Raw genomic sequence first — 15613 nt, forward strand, 5'->3', positions numbered from 1 at the left:
CGCCATGACCGGCGGTGGGCGCCCAGGGGGGAGCGCTCACCGCCAGGGAGACCGGTTCCGCCGTGCCGCGGGGGAGCACGACGGACCGGTCCGCCCACTGCCGGTGCCGTCCCGCCGTCCCGGCGTCTCTGTGTCCCGGCGTCTCGGACGGCGGGACGGCCCGGCAGCACACATCGCCCCTGGCTAAGCTCGGGAGCATGAGCGCAACCCAGGATTCGCCAGTCGTCCGCACCGCCCGCCGCGCGAAGGAGGCGGCGGCCGGGCTCGCCCCGCTGCCGCGCACGGTGCGTGACGCCGCACTGCTGGCTGTGGCGGACGCGCTCGTCGCCCGTTCCGGGGAGATCGTCGCCGCCAACGCGGCGGACGTCGACAGGGCCCGGTCGGCCGGCAGCCCCGAGTCGATCGTGGACAGGCTGACGCTCACCCCGCAGCGCGTCGAGGCCATCGCCGCCGACGTACGCGAAGTGGTCGCCCTTCCCGACCCCGTCGGAGAGGTCGTGCGGGGCTCGACGCTGCCCAACGGGCTGGAGCTGCGGCAGGTCCGCGTCCCCCTCGGCGTCGTCGGCATCGTGTACGAGGCGCGGCCCAACGTGACCGTCGACGCCGCCGCGCTGTGCCTGAAGTCCGGCAACGCCGTACTGCTCAGGGGCTCCTCCTCGGCCTACGCGTCCAACACCGCCCTTGTCGGCGTGCTGCGCGACGCCGTGGCCGGGGCCGGGCTCCCCGCCGACGCCGTGCAGCTGGTCCCCGGTGAGAGCCGGGAGAGCGTCAGGGAGCTGATGCGCGCCCGCGGCCTCGTGGACGTCCTCATCCCGCGCGGCGGTGCCTCCCTCATCCGCTCCGTGGTCGAGGAGTCGACGGTCCCCGTCATCGAGACGGGCGTCGGCAACTGCCACGTGTACGTCGACGAAGCGGCCGACCTGGACACCGCGGTCGAGATCCTCGTCAACTCCAAGGCGCAGCGCCCCAGCGTCTGCAACGCCGCGGAGACGGTGCTCGTGCACGCCGGGATCGCCGACGACTTCCTCCCGCGCGCCCTCCGGGCGCTCGGGGAGGCGGGCGTCACGGTGCACGGCGACGAGACGTGGCAGAAGGCCGGTGCGGATGTCGTACCGGCCACCGAGGAGGACTGGGGCACCGAGTACCTCTCGTACGACATCGCCGCCGCGGTCGTACCGTCCCTGGAGGCGGCCGTGCAGCACATCCGGCAGTGGACTTCGGGCCACACGGAGGCGATCGTCACCCGCGACACCGCGGCCGCCCGCCGTTTCACCGCACTCGTCGACTCGACAGCGGTGATGGTCAACGCCTCCACGCGCTTCACCGACGGAGGCCAGTTCGGCTTCGGCGCCGAGATCGGCATCTCCACGCAGAAGCTGCACGCGCGCGGCCCGATGGGGCTGCCGGAGCTCACCTCCACGAAGTACGTCGTCACCGGGGACGGGCACATCCGCTGAACGCGGTACGCCGGCCGGTGACTCGGCGCACAACAGAAGGCGCCGGTCCACCGATTTGATGGAATCCGGCTACTCCCTGCCCATATTGACCGCATAGGTCTACGCTGAACAGCGTGCCGGACGACGTGGGGGGCCAGCCGTTCCCGAACGGCGAGGAGCCCGAGTACCGCCACCACGGGGCCGCGGACGATGAGTTCGCCTCCGTGGTGTTCGACGAGGACTTCGTGCGGTCAGCCGTGGTCCATGAGCCCACCGCAGCCGAACGCATATTGGCCGCCGCGCAGTCCCACGCGGAGAGTGAGACTGCACGCGGCTTCGAGGACGGCTACGGGTACGCGCCGGGCGCCGAGAGCGAGTTCGACCTCGATGCGGACGACCTCGACGAGGACGCGGACGAAGATCCCGACGACGAGGGCCGGTTCGACAGCTCCGACTACTCGGAGTACGTGGATCTCGCCGACGGCGAGGACCACGAGCCGTACCCGCCGTACGGCCAGTACGACACCTACACCTCGTACGGCCCGTACAGCACTTTCGGGGACACCGCACAGTTCGACCAGCAGTTCAGGCAGTACAACCAGTTCGAGCAGTACAGCCAGTTCGGCATGTACCGCCGCTACGACCCGCGGCTCGAACTCGGCGACGAGCACGGCTCCGACTACCGCCGTCCGCACGGCAGACCGGGGAAGCACAGCGCGTCCGCCCGCACGTACCGCGGGCACGTGCGGTGGCAGCGGCCCGTCGCGTGGGTGCTCGCGGTCGTCATGGGGATCGGCATGGTCGCCCTCGCGCTCAGCGCGATCTACCGCGGAACTTCGCACCAGCGCCAGGACCCTGCTCCGCCCCCCGCGACGAGCGGCGTCGACTCGTACATGAGCGAACACGGCGGGTCGCACACCCCGCAGGGAGCGCCGAATCTCTCCGCGCGGCCGCGCGGCGGGTGAGAGGGGAGCGGGGGCCGAACGCCGATGCGGCGCCCGTCGGTCACAGAGCTGTCACGAGTCGGCCGCGGTCCCTGCGCACCTGACGAATCTGCCGGGTTGTCGGCGCACGGAAGCGTTTACCACGGCCCGGGCGGACCTACTCTGTTCCTATGGCCGGGCGAGGCAACCCCCCAGAGGGACCCGACGACGCCTCCGGGGGCGACGACGAGTACCGCGACGAGTACCGCTCAGTCGTCTTCGACGAGTCCTTCGTCAAGGCTGCGCAGCTGCAGGAGTTCTCCGCGCGCGAGCGCATGGAGGACGAGGAGCACGCAGCCGTCCGTCAGCGCGCCTCCATGTCCTCCGCCACCGGGGACGACGACGGGACCGAGGACGGCACGGACACCGGCTACGAGCGGAGCACCATCACCGCCTCCCGGCAGGGCATCGTGCTCGTCCTGCTGATCGTGCTGGCCTTCGGCACCGCGATTTACATGGGCATCCGCAACCCGTACCAGGCTCCAGCGGAGCCTGCCGTCGAACCGATGCGTGCCTCCCTGCTGCCGCTGGCCCCCCGGGACGAGGTCCCCGGCGCCACGCCCTCCGACCTGTACGAGCACAGCCCCGCCGCCCGGTTCCGCACGGGCGCCGACGGGGTCAATCTCCCGCCTGCACGCCGCACGGCGCACTTCTCGGAGAGCCAGGTGCTGTCGGCGCTCACGGCCGCCAAGGAGTACGTGGTCGAGAGTTCGCTCGACCCGGCGGTGCTCACCGGGAACTCGGACCGCACGGTGCGGATCCTGCTCGACCCGGCGCAGCAGGCGCAGTTCGACCAGAGCATGGACAACCCGCGGAACGACGGACGGCACTCGGCGACAGGTTGGATGATCCGCTTCGACCCGTCGAAGACGGTCCTCGCCGATCCCCGGGTGCGGGTCCAGGGCACGCTGGCCGTGCAGGAGTCCGGCCCGGACGCCCTTGAGGTCGTGGCGGACCACGTCTTCGTCTACGCGGTACGGGCACCCGATGTCGGTGAGGGCGATGACGCCGACGAGCGCTCGTCCCTCTTCACCGTCCGCCGCGAAGTGCGCTTCCAGATCGACCGCGAGGACCTGCGCCGCCAGCAGCTCGCCGTCCGGCAGGTCGCGATGCGGGCGGGTCCGCTGCCGTGCTCTGCCGACATGTCGGCCACGCTGAGGCCGCTTCTCGTGGGGGAGAAGGCCAAGGACGACGGAGGCGCAGGCACCGATCCGTACGCGCGGGGCCGTGAGGCCGCTTCCATGTGCGGGGTCCTGGCGACCAGCGCGCAGCCGAGCCCCGAGAAGCCCGCGGAGTGAGCCGGCGGGCCCGGCGGACGGGTCCCGGAGTCCCGCCGGGCCCTCGGGCCGCTCCCTGACAGCCGCTCGGCTCGCTTCCCACTGCACACGGTTACGGCACGGCCCGTCTCGCTTTCTCTGCACGGCCGCGGCACGAGTGCGTGTCCGGGCGTCCGGGCGCCCGGCGTCCGGCAGGAGAACGGGGCCCGGACCGGACAGTGCCCAGCGGTTGTGATCCCCGGCCGGGGCAGTCCATTCCGGACCCCGCCGCCGACTGCGTACGGACCGTCCGCGTACCGGTCCGCGTCCGCGTCAGCTGGAACTGTCGCTTCCGTTGGCGCCGTTCGAGCCGCCGGAACCGCCCGACCCGCCCTTGCCGGTGAACGTGTCACGCAGCCGGCCGCCCAGGTCGCCCGCGCCTCCGGCGATGTCACGGACGAGACCCATGAGCGGGTCCTTGCTGCTCTTGACCGACTCCGTGTAGTGGTTCGCCGACTCGCGGATCGAATCGCTGACCGAGGTGTCCCTGTCGTCCTCGCGGCGCGGGTAGTGGCCGTCCATGATGCGCTGGTAGTCGCGGCTCTCGGCCCACTTCTTCAGCTCCGCCGCGCGCACGGTGGTGAAGGGGTGGCTGCGCGGCAGCACGTTCATGATCTTCAGGACGGAGTCGCGCAGGTCGCCCCCGGACTCGTACTCCTCGGCCTGCGCGAGGAACGCGTCGACGTTCATCTGGTGCAGGTGGTTGCCGCCCGCCAGCTTCATCAGGCCGCGCATGGACGCCTGCAGGTCCTGTCCTACGAGCAGCCCGGCCCGGTCGGCCGAGAGCTCGGACTTGCGGAACCACTCGCGCAGTGCCGTCACCACGGCCATGATCGCGACGTTGCCCAGCGGGATCCACGCGACTTTGAGGGCGAGGTTGGTCAGGAAGAGCAGGATCGTGCGGTAGACGGAGTGCCCGGACAGTGCGTGACCCACCTCGTGGCCGACGACCGCCCGCATCTCCTCCTCGTCCAGCAACTCGACGAGACCCGTGGTCACCACGATGATCGGCTTGTCGAGGCCGATGCACATCGCGTTCGGGTTCGGGTCCTGACTGACGTACATCGGAGGGACCCGCTCCAGGTCCAGTATGTAACAGGCGTCGCGCAGCATCGCGTTGAGATGCGCGAACTGCTCGTCGCTCACACGCACCGAGTTGGCCAGGTAGAGCAGTCGCAGACTGCGCTCCGTCAGCAGGCCGCTCAGCGCTTTGAAGACCGTGTCGAATCCGCTCAGCTTGCGCAGGGCGACGAGCGCCGAGCGGTCCGAGGGATGCTCGTAGGCCCGGGAGGAGATTCCCGGGAAGCGGCGCCGGTCACGGCCGGGCAGCCGCTCGGTGCCACCTGTGTTGTCGCTCATCGCGTACTTCCCCCTGTCGCTGTTCGCCGTCGGCGGCGGTTGGTTGTCAGCCTAGGGCGCCCGGTTCCGGAAAGCCCCGGCCGAACGCGTCCGGCACAAAGCCCGGACGGGAGGGAGACGTTCCGGAACCCTCCGAGGGTTGCGTGAAGGACGAGTCGGCGTAAGACGCCCGGGAGGCCTTGCTTACGATGTGGGCTGCACACGTTGAACTGCCCGGCCCACACGCGGATAGGTCCTGCCGACGATGTCCCTTTCCAGTACCGCACACAACGCCCTCAGCATCCTGGCCTCCGAGGGTGGTGGGCACGGCGGCGAGCACGACCCCGTCCTTCCCTACCTGACCGGCGGCGGCGCGCTCCTGGCCCTGCTCCTGCTGCTGTGGATCACCACCCGCTTCAACAGGGACCGCTGACCCCGGTCGCTCCGGTGCATCGCACCAGGTACGGCCGGACGGAGCGGCGACGGTGAGGGGCGGGCCCCGGAACGCCCCCGCGGAGCGCACTCCGGAGCCGTTTTCCCGGAGCGCGGGCGGAGCAGCGGACCGCGCTGTCAGCAGATAAGGTCGGCTCGCATGGGAGAGCACATAGTGCCCGGGACCGGCAAGCGGCGGCTCGGGGTGATGGGCGGGACGTTCGACCCGATCCACCACGGGCACCTCGTGGCCGCGAGCGAGGTGGCGACGAGATTCCACCTCGACGAGGTCGTCTTCGTGCCGACCGGGCAGCCGTGGCAGAAGAGCCACCAGAAGGTCTCGCCCGCCGAGGACCGCTATCTGATGACGGTCATCGCCACCGCCTCCAACCCGCAGTTCTCGGTCAGCCGCACCGACATCGACCGGGGCGGCCGCACGTACACCATCGACACGTTGCGTGACCTGCGGGAAGCGAACCCGGACACCGACCTGTTCTTCATCACAGGCGCCGACGCCCTCGCCCAGATCCTCGGCTGGCGGGACGCCGACGAGCTCTTCTCGCTCGCCCACTTCATCGGGGTCACCCGCCCCGGGCACGCCCTCACGGACCCGGGACTGCCGGACGGCGGGGTCTCCCTCGTCGAGGTCCCGGCGCTGGCTATCTCCTCGACCGACTGCCGTGCCAGGGTGCGCCGGGGCGACCCGGTCTGGTATCTGGTCCCGGACGGCGTCGTGCGGTACATCAACAAGCGGGGACTGTACGGGGAGGAGGGGCCGCAGGCATGAGCGAGCGCTACGGATACGACCCGTACGGGCAGCAGTCCGAACAGCAGCCCCGCTTCCTCGGGTACGACGAGTACGGCCAGCCCGTCTACGGCTACGGCGACCAGGACCCGTACGGGACGCAGGCGGACGCCCAGGGCGGGCACCACGACCCGCACTCCGCCCAGGCCGCACAGCAGCAGGGATACCAGTACGACCCGTACGGACAGCAGCCCGGGCAGCAGACGCAGCAGTATCCGCAGCAGCAGGCACAGCAGGAGTGGATCCCCCAGCAGCAGTCGCGGGCCCCGCACGAACAGCAGACGCACGGACAGCAGGTCCCGTCCCAGGAGTACGACGGCGGCAGCGGGTACGCCTCCCAGCAGTACGAGGCGACCGGACAGTACGACGCAACCGCGTCCGCCGCCCCCGGCCCGTCCAATGCCCCCGGCCCCGCTGCCCCTGGCCCGTCCGCTGCCCCCGCAGGCGCCGGAAAGGCGTCCGCCCAGGGCCCCGGGTACCAGACGGAGCAGTTCGCGTTCATCGAGGAGGACGCGGACGACTCCGAGGACGTCATCGACTGGCTGAAGTTCAGCGAGAGCCGCACCGAGCGCCGCGAGGAGGCCAAGCGCCGCGGCCGCAACCGGGTCGTCGCCCTCGTCGTCACGCTCGTCGTGGCCGCGGCGGGCGGCGTCGGATACCTCGCGTACGCCGGGAAGCTGCCCGGCCTGGGCGGCGAGAGCGGCGGCGGCGCCACCGCGGCGGGGCAGCAGCGCGACGTCATCGTGGTGCACCTCCGGTCGCTCGACGGCGGCGGCAGCTCGACGGCGCTCCTCGTGGACAACGCCGACGCCCAGCGCGGCAACACGGTGCTGCTGCCGAACACCCTCGCCGTCTCCGGAGAGAGCGGCACGACGACCACCCTGGGCAAGTCGGTGGAGGACGAGGGCGCGGCGCCCACCCGCGAGTCCCTCGGCACGCTGCTCGGCGCCGACATCAAGGGAAGCTGGCGGCTGGACACCCCCTACCTGGAGAACCTCGTCGAGCTGGTGGGCGGGATCAAACTCGACGCGAACGCGACCGTCCCCGGCGAGAAGAAGGGCGACGAGCCGCTGGTCGAGCGCGGCAAGGCCCAGAGGCTCGACGGGCAGGCGGCGGTCGCCTATGCGACCCACCGCGGCAGGGGCGAGCAGCAGACGCGTCAGCTGCAGCGCTTCGGCGAGGTCATGCACCAGACGCTGCGGAAGCTCTCCAGCGACTCCGAGGCCGCGACGAGGACGGTCGAGACCCTCGGCCAGATCCCCGACCCCTCCCTGCCGGAGCCCGAGCTGGGAGCGTCTCTGGCCAAGCTGGCGAAGCAGGCCAAGGTCGGCGAGTACAAGACGCAGCTGCTGCCCGTACAGGCCAACGGCACGCTCAGCGAGCGCACGAGCGACGGCCTGGTGAAACAGGTGCTCGGCGGCACGGTCAAGAACACCGATCCGGACGCCACACCCAGGGTCAAGGTGGTCAACGCCAGCGGTGACCGCGGCAGCGACGACGCGGCGTCCGCGGCGCTCGTCAACGGCGGATTCACGGTCGTGGACGGCGGTGCCGGAGACGCCGCCCGGAAGCGCTCCACAGTGACCTACGCCGAGGCCGGCCAGAAGGACAAGGCCGAGGAGGTCGCGAAGACCCTCGGGCTGCCGGGCAGCGCGGTCGGCAAGGGCAAGAACGCGGCGAACGCCGATGTGACGGTGGTGCTGGGCCAGGACTACAAGGGGTGAGAGCCTCCGCCCGCCGTGAGACCCTGGGGGACGGTACGCACGCAGCACTGCCGCGTACCTGACCAGTTCCCCGTCGTCGCGAATCCTCCGGCTTCGCGATCCCTCCTGTTACCTGCCCTCACCGATTCGAAAGCATCGCCTGTGACCGCTACGGACCGTTCCACCGAGCTGATCAACGCCGCCGCCCAGGCAGCCGCCGACAAGCTGGCGCACGACATCGTCGCCTACGACGTCAGCGACGTACTCGCCATCACCGACGCCTTCCTGCTGGCCTCCGCCCCGAACGACCGGCAGGTGAAGGCCATCGTCGACGAGGTCGAGGAACGGCTGCTCAAGGAGCTGGGCGCCAAGCCCGTACGCCGCGAGGGCGAGCGGGACGGCCGGTGGGTGCTGCTGGACTTCGTCGACATCGTGGTGCACGTGCAGCACAGCGAGGAGCGGGTCTTCTACGGCCTCGAGCGGCTCTGGAAGGACTGCCCGCAGCTCGACCTCCCCGACGACGCGAAGGCCTCCCACGGCCGGGCGCGCGAGCACGCCGAGCGTGAGGGGGACACGACCTACGAGGCGGCGGAACGGGGCGGAAGCGAAGGCGCCCGATGACGCAGGCGCAGCCACCGGGCGGGGCCGCCCCGGTCCGCGGGGACAGGAGGGTCGTCCTCTGGCGGCACGGGCAGACGGCATGGAACCTGGAGAGGCGCTTCCAGGGGTCCACCGACATTGAGCTGACGGACGCCGGCCGTGATCAGGCCCGGCGGGCGGCCCGCCTGCTGGCCGCGCTGCGCCCCGACGCCATCATCGCCTCCGACCTGCAGCGGACCGCCGAGACGGCGGCCGAGCTCGCCGTACTCACAGGCCTCGAGGTGACGCACGACGAGGCGCTGCGCGAGACGTATGCCGGGAAGTGGCAGGGCCTCACGCACGAGGAGATCGTCGAGCGGTACGGCGACGAGTACGCCGCCTGGAAGCGCGGCGAGCCCGTGCGCCGCGGAGGCGGCGAACTCGAGACGGAGGTCGCGGAGCGGGCCGCGCCCGTGGTGGAGCGCAACCTGGAGAAGCTGCCGCCCGGAGGCACGCTCGTGGTGGTCAGCCACGGCGGCACCATCCGGACCACCATCGGCCGGCTGCTCGGTCTCGAACCCCGTACATGGGAGGCGCTGGGCGGCCTCTCCAACTGCTGCTGGTCGGTGCTCGGGGAGGGCGTCCGCGGCTGGCGTCTCCTGGAGCACAACGCCGGGACGCTGCCCCAGCCTGTCCTCGGCGACGACGACTGACTGGTCGGGGCAGATCGCCGTCCTAGTGACGCTCCTGCCGGCACACGGCGAACCCCGCGCTGATCACCTCGATTTCCCATCCGGGCTGGTCAGTGGTTAGGATTCCTCTCGTTCACGGCAACCCCCTGGGGGCGCGAACGACTCGGGGCTATAGCTCAGTTGGTAGAGCGCTTGCATGGCATGCAAGAGGTCAGGAGTTCGATTCTCCTTAGCTCCACGAGTGCGAGGGCGAAGTGTGTCCGCGGAAAGCGCGGACGGCTTCGCCCTCGTCGTTTGTGCTCGGCTTCGCCTCGCGGGGCGGGGGCTTCGCCACCCGCACCCCCAGCGGGGGCTTCGCCCCCTGCGGCCCCTGGGGTGTGCCGGTGCGTTCTGGGGTGCGGCTCTCCCTGGTGTTCCCGGTTGTGCCTAGCTACGGAGCTTGTTCCGTTCGAGTCGTGTAGTCCGGAGTGTGCATGCGCGTTGCGCGGCGCGGCCGTTGTGCGGGCTGCGCGTACCGCGCCTGAGCAAGTGGCCCCCGGGTCGGCGCCGTTGCTTGTACGGAATTGACAATCACCGTCGCCCTTTGTCAGATTCCAAGCTCCGTGCCTGGTGAACGCGGGTATCCAGCAGTCACCTCCGCGCAGCTCCCCGGCCGGGATCATCGAGTGGGACTCCAGACACCTCGGAGAACGTGGCAGAATCGTGACGGCCGGAAGGGGGGAGGTCCGAGGGGAGGGACGTGTGCGATGTCTGCAGGAGTCCTCGCAGAGGGCGGTCGGCGGACGATTCGACTGCACACCCGTTTTCTCGGCAGTGCCTCCGAAAGATCCTCAAGAACCCTGCTGTGTCCGGCTCGTGGTTCATCGAACGTTGCCCAGATGCTCGGCGACAATGGAGGAGTGTCCTACGTGTGCACCGCCTGCGGCCACAGCTGGAGCTGATGCCTGATGGGTGCACACAGCCGGAAGTGCGACTGGTGCGGCAGCGGAACGCCCATCGTGCGGGACATGGAGCCGGTCAACCCCGAATTCCAGTACTGGTGTGAGGACTGCGCGCGGGCGCTGATCATAAAGGGCGACCCGATCGAGACGTACCGCGAACTGGACGGTGAGCCGATCTACGGCCGGCTGCTCGACGAGCACTGCACGCTCAAGCGCTTCTACTCCTTCGCCACCGCCTAGCCACGCAGGAAAGCGGCTCCCGGCGCTCACCTGTCAGACGTGCGACGTCCCGGCTCAGCGGGCGGGTTCGTACGGCGCGGGCTTGCGCAGTGCGCGTACGGCGAGCACGGCGGTCAGAGCGATGACGCCGAGTCCCGCGGCTGGATACAACGCCGAAAGCATCATCTCCCCGGCGTTCTGGTCCAGTTCGGGCCGATCCGGTCCGGTGACGCCGTGCGGCACCAGCCAGAGCGCGTACGAACAGAAGACGAGGGCCGCCGCTCCCGTCAGAGTCCGCCACGCAAGGGCCCCGCGGCGCCGCAGCGTCTCGGCGCCCAGCAGGACGGCCAGCGGGATGCACCACACCCAGTGATGCGACCAGGAGACAGGGCTCACCAGCAGTGCCGTGAAGGCGCAGGCCACAGCGGCCCACGCCGAGGCGAACGGCAGCCGCCGCTCACCGGCCGACGCGGCGGCGACCGCCGCGCCCAGTCCGATCAGCGTCACGACGCAGACCGCCGCCACCCACGGCCAGCCCGGGTCGGGTGTGTGCAACAGCCGGGCTACGACGCCGCGCAGCGACTGGTTGTCGGTGATGTCCGTATGGCCCGCGCGGTCCGACTGGAAGAGAACGCCGAACCAGAAGCGACGCGAGTCGTGGGGCAGAACCACCGCTCCGAGCAGCACCGTTGTGAGGAACGTCCCGGTGGCGACTGCCGCTCGCCGCATCGGCGGATTCCACCAGGCCCCGTTGCGCCCGCGCGGCCGGCGCCGCCGCCAGTGCACGATGCCCCACAGCGCGAGAAAGACCACGAACAGTGCGGGGGTGAGCTTGATGCCTGCGGCGACGCCGATCCCCGCTCCCGCCCAGCGGTGGCCGCTGCGCCGGGACAGATCCCACAGGACGAACGTCACCAGCAGCAGATTGATCTGCCCGTAGCGCAGCGTCGTCCACACCGGTTCGCACCACACGGCGAGTGAGGCGATCAGCAGCGTGGCCGCAGGGCGCGCCGCACGTGCGGGATGGCCGGCCAACTTCAGCGACAGGTGGACCGACGCCACCAGCAGCGCGAGGTTCGCGGCAGTGGCTGCGGTACGCATCGGCGCGACGTCGAGCAGCGTCAGCGGCATGAACAGCAGCGAAGCGAACGGCGGATAGGTGTTCGGCAGCTGGGCGTAGGTGGCGCGCATCGCGTACAGATCACCGCCGGTGCGCACCGTCCAGCCCTCGGCGCGGTACACCATGAGGTCGATCATGGAGACGCCGGTCACACGCTGTGCCGTCCAGAACGCGGCGAAAGAGCCCAGACAGAGAAGCGACGCGAGCACTGCCGGACGTCGCAGCAGATACGCCCTGACGAAGGCCTGGGACCGGCTCTCTGCGGAATGCTGCAAAGTGCTCACAGCGTGCGGCTCCCGAGTAGTGCTCCCTGGGCTGGACGACACTACCTGCCGTGCGGTGGACAGACAGGCCCGCACAGAGAGCCGGAATTGGATTTGGCGGAACGCGGCAGAGGCCGTGTAAGGTTGGCGACGCCGCTGCGGGGCAAGCCCCCGGCGGACTGTTCTGCGGGGCTATAGCTCAGTTGGTAGAGCGCTTGCATGGCATGCAAGAGGTCAGGAGTTCGATTCTCCTTAGCTCCACGAGTGCGAGGGCGAAGTGTGTCCGCGGTAAGCGCGGACGGCTTCGCCCTCGTCGTTTGTGCTCGGCTTCGCCTCGCGGTGCGGGGCTTCGCCACCCGCACCCCCAGCGGGGGCTTCGCCCCCGGCACCCCCTTGGCGGGGACTTCGCCCCCTGCGGCCCCCTTGTGGTGCGGGCGTGGTCTGGGGTGCGGCTCTCGGTGGGTTCGCCGGCGGTCCCCGGGTTGTGCTGGTGGGTTCTCGGTGACACTCCTGGCGGGGCCGCCTCCCCTGCGGTCCCTGGGTTGTGCGGGTGTGGTCTGTGATGCGGGTCTGCAGCGCGACGGGGCGCTGCCTTGTCGGGGGAGGGCCGGCGTCCGGTGGAACCGGGGTGAGGGGCCTCTCCGGCTTGCGGTACCCTGACCGCATGCGTGCCGTACGCCTTCTGCTTAGCCGGCCGCGCTGATCAGTCCCGGTCCCGGCCCGAACGGCCGGAAGAGCCGGAATCGGCGCGGCGTCCCCTCCTGTGCGAGGGGATTTTTCATTTGTGCTGGCAGGGACGACCGATGGAGCTTTGACGACGATGACCGAGACGACGACTGCCGCAGAAACCCCGGCCGTCCATCGCTACACGGCGGCGCTGGCCGCCGACATCGAGGCACGCTGGCAGGACTTCTGGGAGAAGCAGGGCACCTACGAGGCCCCCAACCCCGGTGACGGAGATCTGGGCGGCGACCCCGAGGCGGCGGCCCGGCCCAAGAAGTTCATCATGGACATGTTTCCCTACCCCTCGGGCGCGGGCCTGCACGTGGGGCATCCGCTGGGATACATCGCCACGGACGTGTACGCCCGCTACCAGCGGATGACGGGCCACAACGTCCTGCACACCCTCGGTTTCGACGCGTTCGGCCTGCCCGCGGAGCAGTACGCCGTGCAGACCGGCACCCATCCGCGCATCTCCACCGAGGCGAACATCGTCCAGATGAAGGCGCAGCTGCGCCGCCTGGGCCTCGGCCACGACCAGCGCCGGTCCGTCTCGACGATCGACCCGGAGTACTACAAGTGGACGCAGTGGATCTTCCTGCAGATCTTCAACTCCTGGTACGACGACGAGGCGGAGACGGCACGTCCCATCGCGGAGCTCGTCGAGCAGTTCGAGTCCGGTGCACGTGAGACGCCGGAGGGCTTCGGGCGCTGGGACGAGCTGAACAGCGTGCAGCGCGCCGAGGTGCTGGGCGAATACCGCCTGGCGTACGCCTCCGACGCACCCGTCAACTGGTGCCCCGGTCTGGGCACTGTCCTGGCGAACGAGGAAGTCACCGCGGAGGGCCGCTCGGAACGGGGCAACTACCCCGTGTTCAAGGCCGAACTGCGCCAGTGGAACATGCGCATCACCGCGTACGCGGACCGTCTGCTGTCCGGCCTGGACGCTCTGGACTGGCCCGAGGCCATCAAACTGCAGCAGCGCAACTGGATCGGGCGGAGCGAGGGCGCCCGTATCGACTTCCCGCTGGGCGACGGCAAGATCGAGGTCTTCACGACCCGGCAGGACACCCTGTTCGGCGCCACCTACATGGTGCTCGCCCCCGAACACCCGCTGGTCGACAGCGTCGTGCCCGTTCAGTGGCCGGAGGGCACGCGGGACGTGTGGACGGGCGGGCACGCGGATCCCGCGTCCGCGGTGGCCGCGTACCGTACGCAGGCCGCCTCCAAGTCGGACGTGGAGCGCCAGGCCGAAGCCAAGGACAAGACGGGGGTCTTCACGGGCGCCTACGCCACGAACCCCGTCAGCGGCGAGCGCGTCCCCGTCTTCATCGCGGACTACGTGCTGATGGGTTACGGCACCGGCGCCATCATGGCCGTCCCCGCGCACGACCACCGCGACTTCGCCTTCGCGCGCGCCTTCGAGCTCCCCATGCGCTGCGTGGTCGAGCCCTCGGACGGCCGCGGCACGGACCCCGGCCAGTGGGACGACGCGTTCGTCTCGTACGAGGCGAAGATCGTCAACTCCGCCGGTGAGGGCGTCTCCCTGGACGGCCTGGGCGTCGCCGAGGCGAAGGCCCGCATGACCGAGTGGCTGCAGGAGCGGGGCATCGGCTCCGGAACGGTCAACTACCGGCTGCGCGACTGGCTGTTCAGCCGGCAGCGCTACTGGGGCGAGCCGTTCCCGATCGTCTACGACGAGGAGGGCGTCGCCCACTCGCTGCCCGAGTCGATGCTGCCGCTGCAACTGCCGGAGGTGGACGACTACTCGCCGCGCACGTTCGCGCCGGACGACTCCGACACGGTGCCCGAGACGCCCCTCTCGCGGAACGAGGAATGGGTGAACGTCACCCTGGACCTGGGCGACGGCAAGGGCCCGCGGCCGTTCAGGCGTGAGACCAACACCATGCCCAACTGGGCCGGTTCGTGCTGGTACGAGATGCGGTACCTGGACCCGCACAACAGCGAGCGGCTGGTCGACCCGGAGGTGGAGCGCTACTGGATGGGTCCGCGTGAGGGGATGCCGCACGGCGGTGTCGACCTGTACGTGGGCGGTGCGGAGCACGCGGTTCTGCACCTGCTGTACGCCCGGTTCTGGTCGATGGTGCTGCACGACCTGGGCCACGTCTCGTCCGTCGAGCCGTTCCACAAGCTGTACAACCAGGGCATGATCCAGGCATACGTCTACAGGGACAGCCGCGGGATCGCCGTACCGGCCGCCGAGGTCGATGAGCAGGACGGCGCGTACTTCTACCAGGGCGAGCGCGTCAGCAGGGTGCTCGGAAAGATGGGCAAGTCCCTGAAGAACGCCGTCACTCCGGACGAGATCTGCGCGGAGTACGGCGCGGACACGCTGCGTCTGTACGAGATGGCGATGGGCCCCCTGGACGTCTCCCGGCCGTGGGACACCCGCGCGGTCGTCGGTCAGTACAGGCTGCTGCAGCGACTGTGGCGGAACGTGGTCGACGAGTCCACCGGAGAGGTGCGCGTCGTCGACGGGGAACCGGACGAGGACACGCTGCGTGCCCTGCACAAGACCATCGACGGCGTCCGCCAGGATCTGACCGCGCTGCGCTTCAACACCGCCATCGCCAAGATCACGGAGCTGAACAACCACGTCACCAAGTTGCCCGCGGTGCCGCGGACGGTCGCCGAGCGGCTGCTGCTGCTGATCGCTCCGCTGGCTCCGCACATCGCCGAGGAACTGTGGCGGAAGCTGGGCCACGAAGAGACCATCGTCTACCGGGACTTCCCGGTGGCCGACCCGGCCTACCTCGTAGACGAGACAGTGACCTGCGTCGTGCAGGTGAAGGGCAAGGTCAAGGCGCGGCTGGAGGTCTCGCCGTCCATTTCGGAAGCGGACCTGGAGGCGCAGGCGCTGGCCGAGCCGGCGATCGTCGCGGCGCTGGGCGACGCCGGGATCCGGAGGGTGATCGTCCGGGCTCCGAAGCTGGTGAACGTCGTACCCGCGTAGCTCCTGGGCGTCCGTCCGCGGAGGGCGCCCCCTACGGGTTCGGTGAGGGGCCGGTCCGGGTTCTGAGGAACGCCGGGGCGGCCCCGCCCGTT

General features: G+C 70.3%; 13 protein-coding genes and 2 tRNA genes. 13 read left to right on the plus strand and 2 right to left on the minus strand.

Annotated features, from left to right (window positions below; all coding sequences use genetic code 11):
* Positions 1–197 precede the first annotated feature (197 nt).
* The 3 genes from IEY56_RS09890 (at position 198) to IEY56_RS09900 (ending at position 3717) form a co-directional block, all read left to right on the plus strand.
* Positions 198–1457 carry a glutamate-5-semialdehyde dehydrogenase gene (locus IEY56_RS09890; RefSeq protein ID WP_189036751.1) on the plus strand — a complete coding sequence of 420 codons (1260 nt, stop codon included), beginning with the start codon at positions 198–200 and terminating at the stop codon, positions 1455–1457.
* A gap of 113 nt (positions 1458–1570) precedes the next feature.
* A complete protein-coding gene (locus IEY56_RS28380) occupies positions 1571–2401 on the plus strand; it encodes an SCO2584 family spore wall biosynthesis protein (protein WP_308424131.1) in 831 nt (276 codons plus the stop codon).
* Between the two features lie 149 nt (positions 2402–2550).
* Positions 2551–3717 carry an SCO2583 family membrane protein gene (locus tag IEY56_RS09900; protein WP_189036752.1) on the plus strand — a complete coding sequence of 389 codons (1167 nt, stop codon included), beginning with the start codon at positions 2551–2553 and terminating at the stop codon, positions 3715–3717.
* A 291-nt stretch (positions 3718–4008) separates the two neighbouring features.
* Here the strand turns inward: IEY56_RS09900 and IEY56_RS09905 are convergent, their stop codons facing one another.
* Positions 4009–5094, minus strand: coding sequence for a M48 family metallopeptidase (locus IEY56_RS09905; protein WP_189036753.1), 1086 nt, complete (start codon positions 5092–5094; stop codon positions 4009–4011).
* 244 nt (positions 5095–5338) lie between these two features.
* On the opposite strand from IEY56_RS09905, the gene IEY56_RS09910 reads away from it, so the two are divergent.
* The 8 genes from IEY56_RS09910 to IEY56_RS09940 all read left to right on the plus strand — a co-directional run bounded on the left by IEY56_RS09910 (position 5339) and on the right by IEY56_RS09940 (position 10465).
* On the plus strand, positions 5339–5506 hold the full coding sequence (locus IEY56_RS09910; protein ID WP_045863342.1) for a hypothetical protein: 168 nt from the start codon (positions 5339–5341) through the stop codon (positions 5504–5506).
* Between the two features lie 159 nt (positions 5507–5665).
* Positions 5666–6292 (plus strand): nicotinate-nucleotide adenylyltransferase, encoded by a 627-nt coding sequence (nadD, locus tag IEY56_RS09915; RefSeq protein WP_045863341.1) that lies wholly within the window; start codon positions 5666–5668, stop codon positions 6290–6292.
* Positions 6289–8034: an LCP family protein gene (locus IEY56_RS09920; protein WP_189036754.1), complete on the plus strand. Its 1746-nt coding sequence runs from the start codon at positions 6289–6291 to the stop codon at positions 8032–8034. The genes nadD and IEY56_RS09920 overlap by 4 nt, the downstream gene beginning before the upstream one ends.
* Before the next feature lie 141 nt (positions 8035–8175).
* Positions 8176–8634, plus strand: coding sequence for a ribosome silencing factor (gene rsfS / locus IEY56_RS09925; RefSeq protein WP_189036755.1), 459 nt, complete (start codon positions 8176–8178; stop codon positions 8632–8634).
* Positions 8631–9305 (plus strand): histidine phosphatase family protein, encoded by a 675-nt coding sequence (locus tag IEY56_RS09930; protein WP_189036756.1) that lies wholly within the window; start codon positions 8631–8633, stop codon positions 9303–9305. Before rsfS ends, IEY56_RS09930 begins: the two co-directional genes overlap by 4 nt.
* Before the next feature lie 144 nt (positions 9306–9449).
* Positions 9450–9522, plus strand: a tRNA-Ala gene (locus IEY56_RS09935).
* Positions 9523–10030: 508 nt separating this feature from the next.
* Complete coding sequence (locus IEY56_RS28385; protein WP_229711754.1) at positions 10031–10225, plus strand: hypothetical protein; 195 nt, start codon at positions 10031–10033, stop codon at positions 10223–10225.
* A gap of 6 nt (positions 10226–10231) precedes the next feature.
* A complete protein-coding gene (locus IEY56_RS09940; RefSeq protein ID WP_045863337.1) occupies positions 10232–10465 on the plus strand; it encodes a hypothetical protein in 234 nt (77 codons plus the stop codon).
* Positions 10466–10519: 54 nt separating this feature from the next.
* On the opposite strand, the gene IEY56_RS09945 is transcribed toward IEY56_RS09940, so the two are convergent.
* On the minus strand, positions 10520–11848 hold the full coding sequence (locus IEY56_RS09945) for a glycosyltransferase 87 family protein (RefSeq protein ID WP_229711755.1): 1329 nt from the start codon (positions 11846–11848) through the stop codon (positions 10520–10522).
* A 167-nt stretch (positions 11849–12015) separates the two neighbouring features.
* Here IEY56_RS09945 and IEY56_RS09950 point away from each other — a divergent pair.
* Together IEY56_RS09950 and leuS are read left to right on the plus strand one after the other, a co-directional pair.
* Positions 12016–12088, plus strand: a tRNA-Ala gene (locus tag IEY56_RS09950).
* Between the two features lie 559 nt (positions 12089–12647).
* Positions 12648–15521 carry a leucine--tRNA ligase gene (gene leuS / locus IEY56_RS09955; protein WP_189036757.1) on the plus strand — a complete coding sequence of 958 codons (2874 nt, stop codon included), beginning with the start codon at positions 12648–12650 and terminating at the stop codon, positions 15519–15521.
* Positions 15522–15613 lie beyond the last annotated feature (92 nt).

Source organism: Streptomyces daqingensis, assembly GCF_014645895.1.
GTDB lineage: Bacteria > Actinomycetota > Actinomycetes > Streptomycetales > Streptomycetaceae > Streptomyces > Streptomyces daqingensis.